The organism is Arthrobacter sp. RCC_34, assembly GCF_041360795.1.
Lineage (GTDB): Bacteria > Actinomycetota > Actinomycetes > Actinomycetales > Micrococcaceae > Arthrobacter_E.
The window spans coordinates 271,817-286,423 of record NZ_JBFUPW010000003.1 but is presented as its reverse complement, the minus strand read 5'-3'; the positions used below and the strand labels follow the sequence as shown (position 1 = coordinate 286,423).

The following is a 14,607-nucleotide window of genomic DNA, read 5'->3' as shown; positions in this document are numbered from 1 at the left end:
CCTCGCACGGCCATTCTTCAAGAAACCATCACGAGCGTCAAAGGCATCGCGCTCGCCGGGTATGGCGACCGTGCGGGCAAGGGGGTTTCATGCGCCGGCGCCGGAGGACGCCTACGAGGGCCTCACACCCGAAGGTGAGATGGCGCTGACCTGGGCCCGCCGCGTGGTCTCCGACCAGGAGGCGCTCTCCGCGGAGATCGCGGCGGCACGGGGTCAGCTCACCGGCGTCGCGCGGATCGGCACCATCCCGGCCGGGATCGCCCTCGCGACCGCTCCGGGCATGTTCCCCGAGGACCAGCCATCGATCACGGGCCGCATGCTCGCCAGGGTCCCGCTGGGGCCACTGGCCTGGTGTGGCTGGTAGGTAAGCCGGGCTGGTTGCGGATGGCGCCACTCTACGTGTCGGTGTGCCGTGCAGCTCTAGCTATTTACGAAGCCCCCTTCTATATTTAACGCGTTTGGATGGTCCGACGAAGGGCAAGGCATGAACTATTCACTTCCTACGCAGGTGCTCCGACGAGGGGCGATGGCTGCGGCGGCGATTGCAGCGCTGGTCGTTGCAGGGTCCAGCGTGGCAATCGCACCAATTCCGGCTCATGCTGCCGGCGGAACGACCTACTACGTCGACGCCTCGGCGGGTAATGATGCCGGTACCGGAACCAGCGTCGCTACACCGTGGCGCTCCCTCGACAAGGTGAATGCGTCTAGCTTCGCTCCAGGCGATAGCGTTCTATTCAAGGGCGGGTCCTCGTGGACCGGCAGCTTGACAGTCACATCTTCCGGAACGGCTGGAGCGCCGATCACTATCGGATCGTACGGGACGGGACGCGCGCGTATTGACGGGGCCGGCGCAGTCACGAACACGGTGACTGTTTCCAATGCTCGGTATGTGACGGTGCAGAACCTGGAAGTCACCAATTCTGCGTCGATGACCACGTCGACGAATAGCATTCGTCGCGGCATTTATGTTGAAGCGAAGGACATCGGCCAGGTCGATGGCATCGCGATCCTGAACAATTATGTGCACCGTGTCGACGGACAAGGTAAGTCCGGGGGCATCGGCGAAGGTGGCATCGCAGTTGGGGTTCGTGGGAACGGCGTGCAGACGTGGTTCGCGGGAACCCGTATCTCTGGCAACGAGGTCAGTGATGTCAACGCGTACGGAATCTCGACGTTCACAACATGGTGTGGAGGTTGTGAGATCTATTCGGCGGAAACCGGCATTCCTTCCTCCGAAGTGTCGGGAACCCGAAAGGCGTTCACGGGGCTGAAGGTGGACCAGAACTATGTCCACGACGTGACCGGTGGAGGTATCACTCCGCAGTATGCAGATAACGCCGTCGTCGAGTGGAATACTGTCGATCGTGCTGCGAGCCACCAGATTGTGGGCGGCGGTGGAAATGTTGGAATCTGGTGGCAAGGTACGAAGGGAATCGTGGTTCAGTACAACACTGTCCGCCGTACAGCTTATGAAGGGATCTACTCCAACGCTGACGGGCAAGCATTCGACGCGGACATGGGAACCCAGAATAGTGTTGTCCAGTACAACATTAGTGACAGCAATAACGGCGGATTCTTCATGTGCTTGATCTCCGCCTACCAGAATCAAGTGCGCTACAACCTCAGTGTCAACGACAAGCGTCTGATCTTCCGCTTCCTCTCAGGCTGCGGAGGTACGCGAGCTCACAACAACACCATTTGGACCTCGTCGGCCCCCGGTCCGACGCTCACATCGCCGGGCGTCAATGGTGCACCCAAGGCGCTCACGGGAATTGTTGCCGTTGATACGTCCAGCAATTCGATTGCGCGCGGGCAGGCCGTGTCCGACAACATCATCTACAACCCTTCGAATGCGCCCTACAACGTTTCCGGCCAGGCGGTGACACCATACTCAAACAACCTCTACTGGAACGGCACCGCATCCACCGCTCCTGCGGCGAATGACGCGGGTGCAACTGTGGGGGATCCGCAGCTCACCAACACGGGGGCAAGCCTCCCGACTGACGGGTACATCACCCCAGCGCAGTTCAATGCATACTTCGCAGCGTTCACACCCAGTGCGACGTCTCCGGCGCTCAATAAGGGGGTCTCCGAGTGGGGGCAGTCCAAAGATGCGCTCGGTACGCGAGTGCCGGTAGGTGCCGTGGATCTTGGAGCTATCCAGCATGCTGTGTCGGCGACGGTGACGTCGAGCCTCGGCACCTCTGCAGGAACGCTGGGGAACGTTGCAGATGGTGACATTGCGACCTCATGGGCGGCAGCCAATGGCTCCTCTCTCCCGGGAGACCTGACGGTCCAGTACGGAGACCCACGCAAGATTGATGCTGTCACCTTGGCGGCAGCATTCGGCCAGGGTCAAGGACCCACGTCTGTCGATGTCCAGACTTGGAATGGGACCGGGTGGCAGACTCAACTCACTAATGCGCCTGTCATCTGGTCCTCGAACTCGTCGACCATCGAATATAAAAAGCTGACGCTTCCCGCGACCGTGACGACAAGTCAGATACGCATCGTCGTCAAGTCCGCCAACTTGACTTGGGGTCACGTAGCGTTGAACGAACTGTCGGGGTCGTACCAAGGAATCGCCGCCACTAGTATGGGCGAGCTCTCCAACAGCAACGTTGCCGCCGCGTTGGTCGACAACAATCCAGCAACGTCCTGGGCATCCGAGGGGACCTCACTCGGCTATCTGCAAGTTGATGGCCCGGCGGTGACCGCGAACTCGATTACGCTCAGTGCCGCCTTCGGGCAGGGGCAGGGCCCTACTCAGGTATTCGTGCAGGCTCTTAACGGAGACACTGGCACGTGGCAAACGGTGGTGCCATCGACCGCGATCTCCTGGTCAAGCAACACCTCAACAGTTGAATCCCGCACGCTCACCTTCAACGCCCCCACGACGGCAACGCGATTTGAGATCCAGTTCTCGAGCGCGAACCTCACGTGGGGACATGTGGCACTGAACGGAATCAGCGTGCAGTGACATTCACGGTAAACCTCTGAATAGTGAGGGGTGTCGACGGGTTCGTCGGCACCCCTCACGACCCTGATCAATATGGCTCGGCACATTCGTCGTAGTCCTCGACAACGCGCTGGCGAGGACCTGGTGATCCGATGTGATGGGATCGCGAGCTACCGCTGATCGATCTCCAAGACGGTTGCGGCAACGTGATTGCGACTATGTGCGATCCCGCCGAGGGCTACCGCGCTCTGGCCCAGGTCCGACACCCGCATCTCCACGGGGAACAACGTGATAGCGGCGACCGAATCCGAGAGCGGTCGGATCAGGCGATCTCCAAGCTGCGCGATCCCGCCTCCGATGACAACCACCTCGGGGTCAAGAACCAGGCAGAGCGCGGCAATGCCTTGGGCGAGGTCGTCAGCGAAGACCTGCAATTCGTTAGGTCCCGACTTGTCCTCCGTCCCTCTGTCGGAAAGCGTTTCGTGCGGTGGGGTCGAAGTACCGGTCGAGCGCCATCGTCGGTGCGCGCTGGCCCACCTTGCCGCAGGAAAGGCTCCGATTTCTCCTGCTGCCCCATGGATTCCGCGAGCCAGCCGTCCGTCCACGATCATTCCTGCCGCGACCCTGTGCCCGACCAGGACATTGACCATGTTCCGCGTACCGGTTGCCGCCCCCCAGGTGTGTTCCGCGACGGTCGCGAGTTTCGCATCATTTTCGAACATGACCTGCGCATATGAATAGCGTTCCTTGATCCGTCGCGGGAGGTCGAACGACTGCCACCGTGGGACCACGACCGTCAACGCAATTCGACCATCTACCTCGACAATTGCCGGAAGCCCTACAGTGAGCGCCAGTACATCGTGCTCGTTCCGCCCAACCTCGCTGAGGACTTGTTGAATGACACGAACTACAGCATTCAAGGCCTCCATGCCGTCACTGAGATCACACTCCCCCGTGCGCACGGTGGCGAGCCGCTCGCCGCGTAGTGTAGCTGCGACACAGGTCGCGCCGTGAGGGCCGAGATCGACACCCAAAAGCACTTTTACCGTGTCTGCGAACGTATACCGTTTGGCGGGGCGCCCCGCCCCTTTACCTGACGCTTGAGGTGCGGTCTCAAGAACCCAGCCATCTTGAAGAAGTTGGACTAACGCACCTTCAACCGTGGGGCGACTCAGCGCACATGCCGAGGCGATCTCCGCCACTGAGTGGGCGCGATCATCTTCGTACAAGTGCCGCAGCACCGCGCGCTCATTGATCCATCTCAGCGTCGAGACTTCGCTGCCATCCAGTGTCTGCACCACCCTAGTATCTCCTACACTCGCCATGCCCTTATTCCTCTAGCGCAGAGCCCCTCCCCAATTACGCAAGGCTCCTATATATTATGAGTGGCCGATTGGCCTGTCGAACGAAAGAATGAGGAGTGGTATGTCCAACCCAGTCCGCCTCGCGGTGGTCGGCGCAGGGTCGCGCGGCACCAACTATGCAAGACTCGCCCGGAAAGCAGGGGCGGTGCTCACTGCTGTGGCTGAGCCCGACGCTGAACGGCGAAGGCTTTTCGTCGAGGAATTCTCGCTCTCGCCAGAGAATGTGTTCACCACGTGGGAGGATCTGGTTGCCGCTCCGAAACTCTCAGACGCCGTCGTGATCGCCACTCAGGATCAGGAACACACTGGGCCCGCAGTTGCCTTTGCGTACGCGGGATACGACATCATTCTGGAGAAGCCCATTGCGCCAACGGAGGAGGAGGCTTCACGAATTGTTGATGCTGTTGAGTCTTCCGGGGTGATCATGGCCATCGGACATGTGATGCGCTATAGCGACTACACCCGGACTCTGAAAGATCTTCTCACGTCCGGCTCCATTGGGAAGATCGTCTCGGTGGAGCATCTCGAACCGATCGGCTGGTGGCATTTCGCTCATTCGTACGTCCGGGGGAACTGGCGGAATGCCGAATCGTCGAGTTCCATGCTCATGGCCAAGTCGTCTCATGATTTGGACTGGCTGTCGTACATCGTTGATCGTCCCGTGAAGAAGGTTTCTTCCTTTGGCGGTCTGTACTGGTTCAAGCCGGAGAATAAGCCGGGCGAGGCGGCCGAACGGTGCGTCGATTGCCCCCTTCAACAGACGTGCGCCTACTCAGCCACAAAGATCTACGAAGGCTTCCTAGACGATCCCGTCTACCGCGTGTGGCCCCTCGGAGTGCTCACTCCGAAGCCCTCTCGGGAATCTGTCAGTGAAGCGCTCGAAACGGGCCCTTACGGAGAATGCGTGTATAACGGGCAGAACGACGTCGCTGACCACCAAGTCGTAAACCTGGAGTTCGAGGACGGGGCGACCGCATCCTTCACTGCCGTCGCCTTCACCCAACTCGATTTTCGGAAGACCCGGATCTTTGGAACCGACGGATCAATCAGCGGCGACGGGAAGCATCTGGAGATCCTCGACTTTGCGACCGGTACAACACGCACGATCGACACAACGCCGATCGGTGGAGCCAGCGCAGCCGATGGCCACGGCGGCGCCGATGGCAGGCTAGTTGAAGCCTTCCTCCGGGCCGTGGAGAGCCGCGATGGACAAGCATTGTCCAGCGTTCGGGAAAGCTTCGAATCGCACCAGTTGGTGTGGGCTGCCGAACGATCCCGTCACCTTGGTGAAGTGGTGACCCTGTGAACCAAGAAACACCCACTCTCAATTCGCGGTGGATCGATAGTGGGCGCGTCTTGTCAGGTGCAATCCATTACTTCCGCATCCACCCCGACTTGTGGCTCGACCGCTTGCAACGGCTCGCCGCGATGGGCGCCACCCACGTGGAAACCTACGTTCCATGGAACTTCCACGAACGAGAAAAGGGGTCATTCGAGTTCGACGGATGGCGCGATCTTCCGCGGTTCATTCGTCTGGCAGAGCACGTAGGCCTGGCTGTGATCGTCCGGCCCGGCCCGTTCATCTGTGCTGAATGGGACAACGGTGGATTACCAACATGGTTGCTCTACAACGGCCCCATAGCGTTGCGCACCAGCGACCCCAACTTCCTCGCGCATGTCGATGCCTGGTTCGACGAACTCATTCCACGGTTGGCGCTGCTCCAACGGAGCCAATTCGGCCCAGTGGTCGCTGTGCAAGTGGAAAATGAGTATGGCTCGTTCGGTTCCGACCGAGATTACCTCGAACACCTGCGTGACGGCCTAATCTCACGCGGTATCGAAGTCCCCCTTTTCACTTCGGATGGACCGACGGACCTCATGCTGGATGCCGGCACCCTGCCGGACTTGGATGTAACCGCGAACTTCGGTAGCGGCGCAGACGAAGCCGTCAAGACCTTATCCAGGCGCAGGCCGGGTTCCCCCTTCATGTGTGCCGAGTTTTGGGGCGGCTGGTTTGATCACTGGGGTCGAGAGCACCATACGCGACCGGCAGACGACATGATCGCAGCGATCGAGCCCATACTCGCCGCGGGCGGATCGATCAACATCTACATGGCTCACGGGGGCACGAGCTTCGGTACATGGCCGGGCGCAAATATTGACCAAGGGGTTTACCTCCCAACCGTTACTTCGTATGACTCGGATGCCCCTATCGGAGAAGCCGGAGAGCTCACCGGAAAATTCTGGAAACTCAGGCATCTCTTTGGGTCCGTCACAGGTGCCGAGCTTCCCACACCCCCGCCACTTCCCAGGCGTCAGCCTCCCCGGTCGACGCTCGTGAGCCCAGTCGGACCACTCCTTCCCGTGTTGAAATCGATGTGTGCCGATGTGCGACGCTCGCCAGTTCCGCTCACCCAAGAGGATCTTCATCAAGCATCGGGTCTTACGCTGTATGAAGCGGATCTTCCCCTCCCCGAAGGTGCGAGCGTGTTGCGCATACATGAACCTCGAGATCGGGCATGGGTGTTCCTCGACGACACGCTCGTTCACCGCGTAGACCGCAATACCCCCGACCCGGGCTTGCCATTGGAAGGAGTTGCTCGAGACGTGCACCTCGCCGTTCTGGTCGAGAACGAAGGACGGGTCAATTTCGGTCGGCACCTCGGCGAGTCGAAGGGGCTCTTGGGTGGCGCGAGTATCCACGCCCACGGTGTCGAACGCCTCGTGCATGGGTGGACGCAGAGGCCTATCGATCTCCAGGAAATCACCGAGTTCCCCGAAGTGCCGAACCCTGCCTCCGCCCAAGAGCCGGGGCTGTTCAGAACGCGACTGCGCTGTAGCGGGCCCGCTGATGCGTTCCTTGCCCTGCCGGACTGGGAAAAGGCATACGTGTGGCTCAACGGGTTCCTCTTAGGCCGCATCGACGCACGCGGTCCGCAGCGGACCCTCTATGCGCCAGGACCGTTGTGGCGCGTAGGGAGCAACACGATTGAAGTCCTCTCGCTGGGTAAAGCTGGCGCCGAAATCCAAGTGCTGGACCGCCCCGACCTGGGCGGCCCGACCCCGATCGACGGGGCGGAACGCTGACTCTTGTATTACGCAGGTTCCTTATGTAATACTTCCGGTGACCCGAATCACACTTGCGGTGCGATTTGAGTGACTGTTTTTCAACCCTCCTTGGAAGGAGTCCGCGATGAGGTTGTCGCGACGCAAGACATCTCTGGCGGTCATCGGCACGGTTGCCATTGCCGCCCTCACTCTCTCCGGCTGTGGGCAGAAGGTGAACAACTCGAATACTGGTGCCAGCAGCAACGACAGCATCACTTATCTGACCTCGTGGCCGGCCGACACTCCGCAGGCGAAGATCTTCGCAACTGCCGCGGATGATTTCACGAAGAGCACTGGAATCAAGGTAAACATCAAAGAGCTGGGTAAGGGAGGCGTTACTGACGTCATCAATGCCTCTGTCTCCGGCAATGGACCCGACCTGTTTGATAACGCTCCCGATCATGTCCCGGCCTATCGCAAGGCTGGACTGATCGCCGACCTCTCGGACGTCCTCTCCTCCCCGGCCGCCGGAGAGAGCGGAAAAATCCAGTCGGACTACCCAAAGTCAGTCCTGGACTCGGCATCAGACAAGGACGGGGTCGCCTTCATTCCTCACACCATCCTTTCTGGCGGTGTATGGTTTGACGCCAACTCCACGCCAGATCTGGCCACCAAAGCTCCGGCAACCTGGGAAGAGTTCAAGGCAGCCCTGGACAAGCTGAAGGCTTCCGGTAAGACACCTATCGCGCAGGAAGGCGGTAACGCCTCCTATAACGTCCTATGGTTCTACTGGCTGATGCTTCGGTCTCACGGTCCGGGTGCGGTGTTGGGTCTGAGCAAGTCCGCTGCGGCATGGGATGATCCCGCAGTGCTTTCCGCAGCCAAGGAAGTCGCAGCCCTGCGACCCTACTTCCAGACCGGCTACGAAGGCTCGCGCTACCCGAATGCACAGAACGCCTGGGCCCAGGGTAAGTACGCACTCGACTTGAATGGATCTTGGCTTGCCGGCGAAGTGAAGTCAGTCGTCGCTGACGGGGCAAAACTCAGCACGTTCCCCTTCCCGTCATATGGCAAGGATTCCAAATCTGTCGAGGAACTGAACGTCCTGGGTTGGTCCGTCAATGCCAAAGGCAAGAACCCGTCAGGGGCCAAAGACTTCGTGAAGTTCCTGGTGCAGAAGAAGTATCTCGAGAAGATCGGCTCCGATGCGCTGAACATCCCAGCAAGGTCCGATGTGAAAGCCCCCGATGCACTTGCGGCCATGCAGAAGTCGGTTCTGGAGAGCAGGGCGACGACGGGCTACATGGACACGGTGGCAGCCGTCGCTCCGACCTGGTACAACGATGTCCTCCTTGCCCTTGATGACCAGCTGGTCTTCGGCAAGATCACCCCGGAGCAGTTCGTTGCCCAGGGCAAGGAGAAGACCACCGCCTACATCGCGAGCGGTACTCCGTGACCAAGGCTTCACGCAAGCGCGGACTGCGGGCCTTTATCTGGCCCGCAGTCCTCGTATACACCATTCTCTTCGTCCTCCCGGCAGTCTACGGAGCAGCAGTAAGCTTTTTTGACTGGAAAGGACTCGGTACAGACGCAACATTCAGAGGCTTCGACAATTACATCTTTATTCTCACCGACGAAGCCTTCAGACTCTCATTCGTAAATACCATCGTCCTTGCCGTAGTCGGGGGTCTGTTCGTCTTTTTCATCGCATTCTGTTGCATGGCTGTTCTGCGGCAGATGGGAGGCCGGGGGTTCATTCGGTCCGTCGTCTACCTGCCGAACATCATATCCCCAATTGCTATCGGTGCAGCTCTCAGCTTCGCTCTTGATTCACAAGGTGCTCTCAACCAGATAATTTCCTGGGTGGGGCTGCCCCCTCAGGCTTGGCTGGGTCCAGATCTGGTGTTCCGCTGTATCATCGCAGGCCTTGCCTGGTCCGCCGCAGGATTCTACGTCATCTTGTTGATGTCGGCAGTCGATGCCATCCCCAATGACCTTTACGAGGCGGCATCGTTGGAGGGAGTGACCAAGTTGCAAGCATTTCGCATGATCACGATCCCGCTTTCATGGGATGTATTTGCTACCTGTGCTGTACTTTGGGTCATTGGTTCACTCAAAGTCTTTGAGATCGTTCTGGCATTTACGGGAAGCGCTAATTCGGCCGTGCCACTCACCGCTCGAACTGTGGCAATCCAACAGTATCTGGCCTTTAATGACCCCTCGGGGCTGCCGCGGCTCGGAGTGGTGTCCGCAATCGGTGTGGTGATGTTTGGCCTGTCCCTTATATTGGTCTGGCTCACCCGCCGTCTCACCAAGAGAGAGGCCCTCGAACTGTGACACAGACAACCTTGCATAGCCCCTGGCGCCGGCCTCCCGAAGGGGTGGGACGAAGGATTGGACGGGCATTCGGTGATCACATTGTGCCCGGAGCGATCAAGGTCGCAATCTGGGCATGGGTAATATTCAACCTCGCATTGCTCGCCTGGGTCGTCATGACCAGCCTGAAGTCCACGCGCGATATCCTACTTGGCCCATTTTCTTTGCCCACCAACGCGAACTGGGACAACTACGCAACCGCCTGGGACAGCGCAGGATTCGGGCAGGCAACCCTGACCACGCTGATATTTGTCGGAAGCACTCTGGTGATCGTAATGGTGATCTCCGTCCCGGCAGCCTACGGGCTTGCCCGCAGGATGGACCGGACGGCATCCAGTCTCACTACCTACTTCGCGATGGGGCTCGCGTTGCCGATGCAAACCGTCCTGATCCCCTATTTCGTTATCAACAACGGAGTGAGTCAGTTCATGACCGACTGGATCACGGGTTGGTGGGACCCCCGCATCGGACTCGTAGTTTTCTACTCGTCAACTGCCATTCCCTGGACGGTTTTCGTCCTCACATCGTTCTTCCGCTCGCTTCCAGCCTCCCTCGAAGAGGCCGCGCAACTCGATGGCGCAGGACCGTGGCTAACCTTCCGCAAGATCATGCTCCCGATTGCTCGCGGCCCCGTCACCACGGTAGCAATCATTACGGCAATCGGAGCTTGGAACGAAACGCTACTCGTATTGTTTCTGGTTCCTGATGGGGCTCAGCGAACACTGCCGGCGGCTCTTCTGAATATGTACTACGGGCTTCAGTACACTTCAAACTGGGGGGCACTCTTCGCTGGAATCGTCATCCTCATCGGGCCGATCATTGTCGCCTTTCTGTGGCTGGGTCGACGCGTCATAGAAGGGGCGACCCTCGGAGCCAACAAGTGAAGCTGTCGCGCAGCCGGCGCGAGCAGTGTTTTTTGAACCTGCGAATCTTAGCAAGCGGATTCTCTATAAAACACAGACAGGAGAATCGATGGCCCGTGGGTGAGATTCTGTGATTATTAGATGATCTGATTATGAGGAGCTGATGTAAGAATGACGAGGATGACAATCACCACTCAAGGTCATTCAACCATTTCGATAAAGTCTGGCGGCCATTTGATCGTCATTGATCCAGGCGTCTTAGCGCCCGACTCGGTCTTCAATTACTGCGATGCGATCTTTGTCACGCATGATCATCCGGATCACTTTGATACCCACCGGATTGCTCAATCGCTTACCGCGAATAGCGGCCGCCATTTTTGGGGTCCTGAAGAATGCGTTGATCAACTCCAGGCTGAAGGCGCACCCGTTGATTCTCTCACCTCGGTTGAGAAGGGTGGCGAAATTATCGTCGGTGGTGTTCGTGCTGTACCCATAGTCGTGGACCATGCTCCCATCCACCCGTCAGTTCCTGCCGGAAAGAATGTGGCTTATCTGGTCGACTCCCGCATACTCCACCCTGGGGACGCCTATCCTAAAATTCCAAATTTCGAGGATATCCAGGTGCTTCTTCTGCCGATCAGTGGGCCATGGATGCGCATCGCTGACGCAGTAGATTATGCGAAGTATGTTAGTCCAGATCTCGTGGTGCCGATTCACGACGGGGATCTCAATGAGGGCGGTGTGGGCCTGACCGACCAGGTTCTTTCTGAACTGCTGGGCACTATTCACTATCAGCGATTGGGCGGACCGAGAAAGGTGGAGCTGGCGTAGTCGTCGTTCAGATGCCGCGGCTCGAGCTGTGGAGAGGTCTGGGCCGACGATTTGTCCGGACTGTGGGATCGTGGACTGAGGTGCTGCCCGCCGTTCGGTCTTGCAGCCGCTCCGTTCCTGGTTGTCCTCATCGGTTTCGATTCCGGTCAACCGGAACTGATCATTTACGTTGTGGTAAGGCCTAACCCAGTGGCTGGGGTAATCGGTAGCCAGGGAGCGGTCTGGTTCTGAGTGCCCCACGCGCAGCAGCCTTCCGGGTGGCGTATATCCCGATGTTGACGTCAATCGGACCCGAATCCGCGTCATCCGCTCTGTGCCCGAATCCCCCGGCCGGTGCGCCAGTGCGCGCCCGTCGGGGGATTCGGTCCCGGAGAATCTTCGGGATTCAGCCGGGGAAAGGCTTGATCAGTGGTGCTTCTTCTCGTCGCCTTCTTCACGGCGGCGGTCCTGGGAGCCGAGCTCGGCGCCGTCGGTGCCTTCGAAGAATTCGCCGTCGCGGCGTTCCTGGCGCTGCTCGTCCTGCTCGTTGTGCTCTTCGCGCAGTTCGTCGTTCTTGTCGTGTCCCATGACAGCTCCTTGATCCGCTCGGTATGAGCCATTCGGTGTGGTCGGTCCCAGGCTATACCCGTTGAGCCGTGACGTTCCTGTCGAAAATCGCAGCCCCTCAGGGGCGCTCGGGGCTCCCTCAGACCGGAATGGCAGGGCCTCCGGCAGCAGTCCGGAGAAACGCGGGGTTCCGCGAGTCCGATGTCCAACGGCCACGCCCGCTGAACGACGCCGTGAAGTTCTACGGTGGCTGTCAATCGATGCGCGGTCGCAGGGGCGAGCACCCGCTTGCCCCTGCGGATGTGACCTAGCTCAGGAACTCCCGCGCGGCGGCCACCAGGGCCTTCACGCCGTTGTCCAGCGTCGGGTCGATCACGGGCGCGAAGAACGGCGAGTGGTTGGAGGGGATGTCGTCGGGCATCCGGCCGGTCTTCGCCACGATCTCCGCGAGGGACGGCTCGCCGCCACCCAGGAACCAGTAGACCAGCGGCACATCCGCGGCCGTCGAGAACTCCCCGACGTCCTCGCTGCCGGAGAGCGGGCCCGGGTTCAGCACCCGCTGCTCGCCCAGCACGCCCCGCAGCACGGCGGCGACCCGCTCGCTCGCGGTCGGGTCGTTGACCGTGACGGGGAAGCGCTCGAAGTACTCGATCGTGGGTTCCTTCGGGCTGGCCGAGGCCTGCGCCTCCGCCTTGGCCACGCGCTCCACGCTCTCCAGGAGCTTGAAACGGACCTCTTCGCGATAGCTGCGCACCGTCAGGCCGAGGGTGGCCTTGTCCGGGATGATGTTGTTCTTGGTCCCGGCGTGGACCTGGCCCACCGTCACGACGGCGGTGTCCAGCGCGCTGATCTCGCGGGAGACCACGCCCTGCAGACGGTTGATGACATTGGCTGCGAGGTACACGGGGTCCACCGTCGCCTCGGGGCGCGAGCCGTGACCGCCCACACCGTGCAGCGTGATGCTCAGGCTGTCCGCGGCGGCCATCGCCGGGCCGGGCGTGAGACCGATGAAACCGGCCGGGATCGGCGCGACGTGCTGTCCCAGCACCACATCGGGACGCGGAAAACGATCCAGGAAACCGTCGCGGAGCATCTCCGCGGCACCGCCACCGGCTTCCTCGGCTGGCTGGAACACGGTGACGAGCGTGCCCGACCAGTCCTCGCGGGACCCGGCCAGCAGCTCGGCCGCACCCAGCAGGCAGGTCACGTGCACATCGTGGCCGCAGGCATGCATGACGGGGACGTCGTTGCCGTCCGGATCGGTACCGCGGGCGGTGCTGGCGTAGTCGAGACCGGTCTGCTCCTCGACGGGCAGGCCGTCCATGTCGGCGCGCAGCAGCACGGTGGGGCCGACGCCGTTGGCCAGGACGCCGACGACGCCGGTCCGGCCCACGCCCTCCGTCACCTCGAAGCCGAGCTCACGCAAGTGCCCGGCGACGATGCCGGCGGTGCGGGTCTCCTGGAAGGAGAGTTCCGGGTTGCTGTGGAGGTCCTTGTATATGGCGGTGAGATCCAGAGTCATGTCCCCAGGCTAGTTGCGTTGAGCAACCACAGGAAGCGCCGCGCCGGGATGCCCACTCCTCGCCAGACTCGCGAGACGCCACTTGGGCACGTTGTCCGAGTGCGTCATGGTGCCCAAGTGGCGTCTCGCGAGCCTGGGAGGGACGGAGAGGGAAGTCGCCTGGTCAGCCGACGACGATGCGCTGCGCACCCAGGCCCGGCGCCTCGATCTCGACCACATCACCGTGCTTGAGGTACTCGAAGCGGCCCGACATGGCGACGCCTTCGGGGGTGCCCGTGATGATCACGTCACCCGGCTCCAGAGCCATGAACTGACTGACGTGATGCACCAGGAACGCGGCGCGGAAGACCATGTCCGCCGTCGTCGAGCGCTGGCACTCCACACCGTTCACGCGCGTGGCGAGGGGGAGCGAGGAGACGTCGAAGGGCGTGCCGTCCGCGCCCACGGCCGGCACCAGCCATGGGCCGAGCGGCGTGGAGCCGGGCAGCGACTTGCCCTTCGTCCACTGGCCGCCCGCGCCGCCCAGCTGGAGGGAGCGCTCGGAGAGGTCGTTGGCGAGGACATAGCCGGCGATGGCCGCCTGCGCCTCGTGCTCGTCGGCCAGGAGGTGCGCGGGACGGCCGATCACCAGGCCGAGCTCCACCTCCCAGTCGAGCTGCTCGCTGCCGGGCAGGCCCGGGAACTCGTCGTACGGTCCGGCGACGGTGTTGGCGGGCTTGAGGAACACGACCGGCGACGCCGGCGGCTCCAGCCCGGACTCCGCGGCGTGGGCCGCGTAGTTCAGGCCGATGCCCACCACGGTTCCGGGGCGCGCCACCGGGGCGCCGATCCGGGCGGACGGCTCGACGGCGGGCAGCCGCCCGGCGTCGAGGGCGAGCCGGGTCTCGGCCACGAAGTCGCGGGAGAGGAAGGCGGAGTCGATGTCCTGCGTCAGGGGCAGGAGGCTGAAATGCCGGGTGCGGCCGTTGGCGTCATCGACAACCACCACGGGCTCCTCGGCCCCGAGGGAGCCGAAACGGGCGAACTTGAGGGTCATGCCACCAGTGTCCGGGCAGGCTGGGGTGAGGGGGAAATGTGACTGCGACGCCCGTCACGGGG

At 61.1% G+C, this 14,607-nt stretch carries 12 protein-coding genes; 8 read left to right on the top strand and 4 right to left on the bottom strand.

Going from position 1 to position 14,607, the window contains the following annotated elements:
• The first annotated feature begins 139 nt into the window (after window positions 1–139).
• Window positions 140–364: a hypothetical protein gene (locus AB6732_RS13055; RefSeq protein ID WP_370960366.1), complete on the top strand. Its 225-nt coding sequence runs from the start codon at window positions 140–142 to the stop codon at window positions 362–364.
• A gap of 120 nt (window positions 365–484) precedes the next feature.
• Window positions 485–2,980, top strand: coding sequence for a discoidin domain-containing protein (locus AB6732_RS13050; protein WP_370960365.1), 2,496 nt, complete (start codon window positions 485–487; stop codon window positions 2,978–2,980).
• Between the two features lie 149 nt (window positions 2,981–3,129).
• Here AB6732_RS13050 and AB6732_RS13045 read toward each other — a convergent pair whose 3' ends face one another.
• Window positions 3,130–4,260, bottom strand: coding sequence for an ROK family protein (locus AB6732_RS13045; RefSeq protein WP_370960364.1), 1,131 nt, complete (start codon window positions 4,258–4,260; stop codon window positions 3,130–3,132).
• Between the two features lie 124 nt (window positions 4,261–4,384).
• On the opposite strand from AB6732_RS13045, the gene AB6732_RS13040 reads away from it, so the two are divergent.
• From AB6732_RS13040 to AB6732_RS13015, 6 genes are all read left to right on the top strand, one after another.
• The gene (locus tag AB6732_RS13040; RefSeq protein ID WP_370960363.1) at window positions 4,385–5,629 is read left to right on the top strand and encodes a Gfo/Idh/MocA family protein; all 1,245 of its coding nucleotides are present in this window, start codon (window positions 4,385–4,387) and stop codon (window positions 5,627–5,629) included.
• Window positions 5,626–7,410 carry a beta-galactosidase family protein gene (locus AB6732_RS13035; protein WP_370960362.1) on the top strand — a complete coding sequence of 595 codons (1,785 nt, stop codon included), beginning with the start codon at window positions 5,626–5,628 and terminating at the stop codon, window positions 7,408–7,410. The genes AB6732_RS13040 and AB6732_RS13035 overlap by 4 nt, the downstream gene beginning before the upstream one ends.
• 106 nt (window positions 7,411–7,516) lie before the next feature.
• Window positions 7,517–8,827 (top strand): ABC transporter substrate-binding protein, encoded by a 1,311-nt coding sequence (locus AB6732_RS13030; RefSeq protein ID WP_370960361.1) that lies wholly within the window; start codon window positions 7,517–7,519, stop codon window positions 8,825–8,827.
• Entirely contained in the window at window positions 8,824–9,708 is an 885-nt protein-coding gene (locus AB6732_RS13025; protein ID WP_370960360.1) for a carbohydrate ABC transporter permease, read from the top strand. Before AB6732_RS13030 ends, AB6732_RS13025 begins: the two co-directional genes overlap by 4 nt.
• Before the next feature lie 155 nt (window positions 9,709–9,863).
• On the top strand, window positions 9,864–10,631 hold the full coding sequence (locus AB6732_RS13020; RefSeq protein ID WP_370960359.1) for a carbohydrate ABC transporter permease: 768 nt from the start codon (window positions 9,864–9,866) through the stop codon (window positions 10,629–10,631).
• Window positions 10,632–10,790: 159 nt separating this feature from the next.
• Window positions 10,791–11,441: an MBL fold metallo-hydrolase gene (locus tag AB6732_RS13015; RefSeq protein WP_370960358.1), complete on the top strand. Its 651-nt coding sequence runs from the start codon at window positions 10,791–10,793 to the stop codon at window positions 11,439–11,441.
• 405 nt (window positions 11,442–11,846) lie between these two features.
• Here the strand turns inward: AB6732_RS13015 and AB6732_RS13010 are convergent, their stop codons facing one another.
• From AB6732_RS13010 to AB6732_RS13000, 3 genes are all read right to left on the bottom strand, one after another.
• The gene (locus AB6732_RS13010) at window positions 11,847–12,008 is read right to left on the bottom strand and encodes a hypothetical protein (protein WP_181282109.1); all 162 of its coding nucleotides are present in this window, start codon (window positions 12,006–12,008) and stop codon (window positions 11,847–11,849) included.
• A 286-nt stretch (window positions 12,009–12,294) separates the two neighbouring features.
• The gene (locus tag AB6732_RS13005) at window positions 12,295–13,509 is read right to left on the bottom strand and encodes an amidohydrolase (RefSeq protein ID WP_370960357.1); all 1,215 of its coding nucleotides are present in this window, start codon (window positions 13,507–13,509) and stop codon (window positions 12,295–12,297) included.
• A 163-nt stretch (window positions 13,510–13,672) separates the two neighbouring features.
• Window positions 13,673–14,545 (bottom strand): fumarylacetoacetate hydrolase family protein, encoded by an 873-nt coding sequence (locus AB6732_RS13000; RefSeq protein WP_370960356.1) that lies wholly within the window; start codon window positions 14,543–14,545, stop codon window positions 13,673–13,675.
• Between the last annotated feature and the right edge of the window lie 62 nt (window positions 14,546–14,607).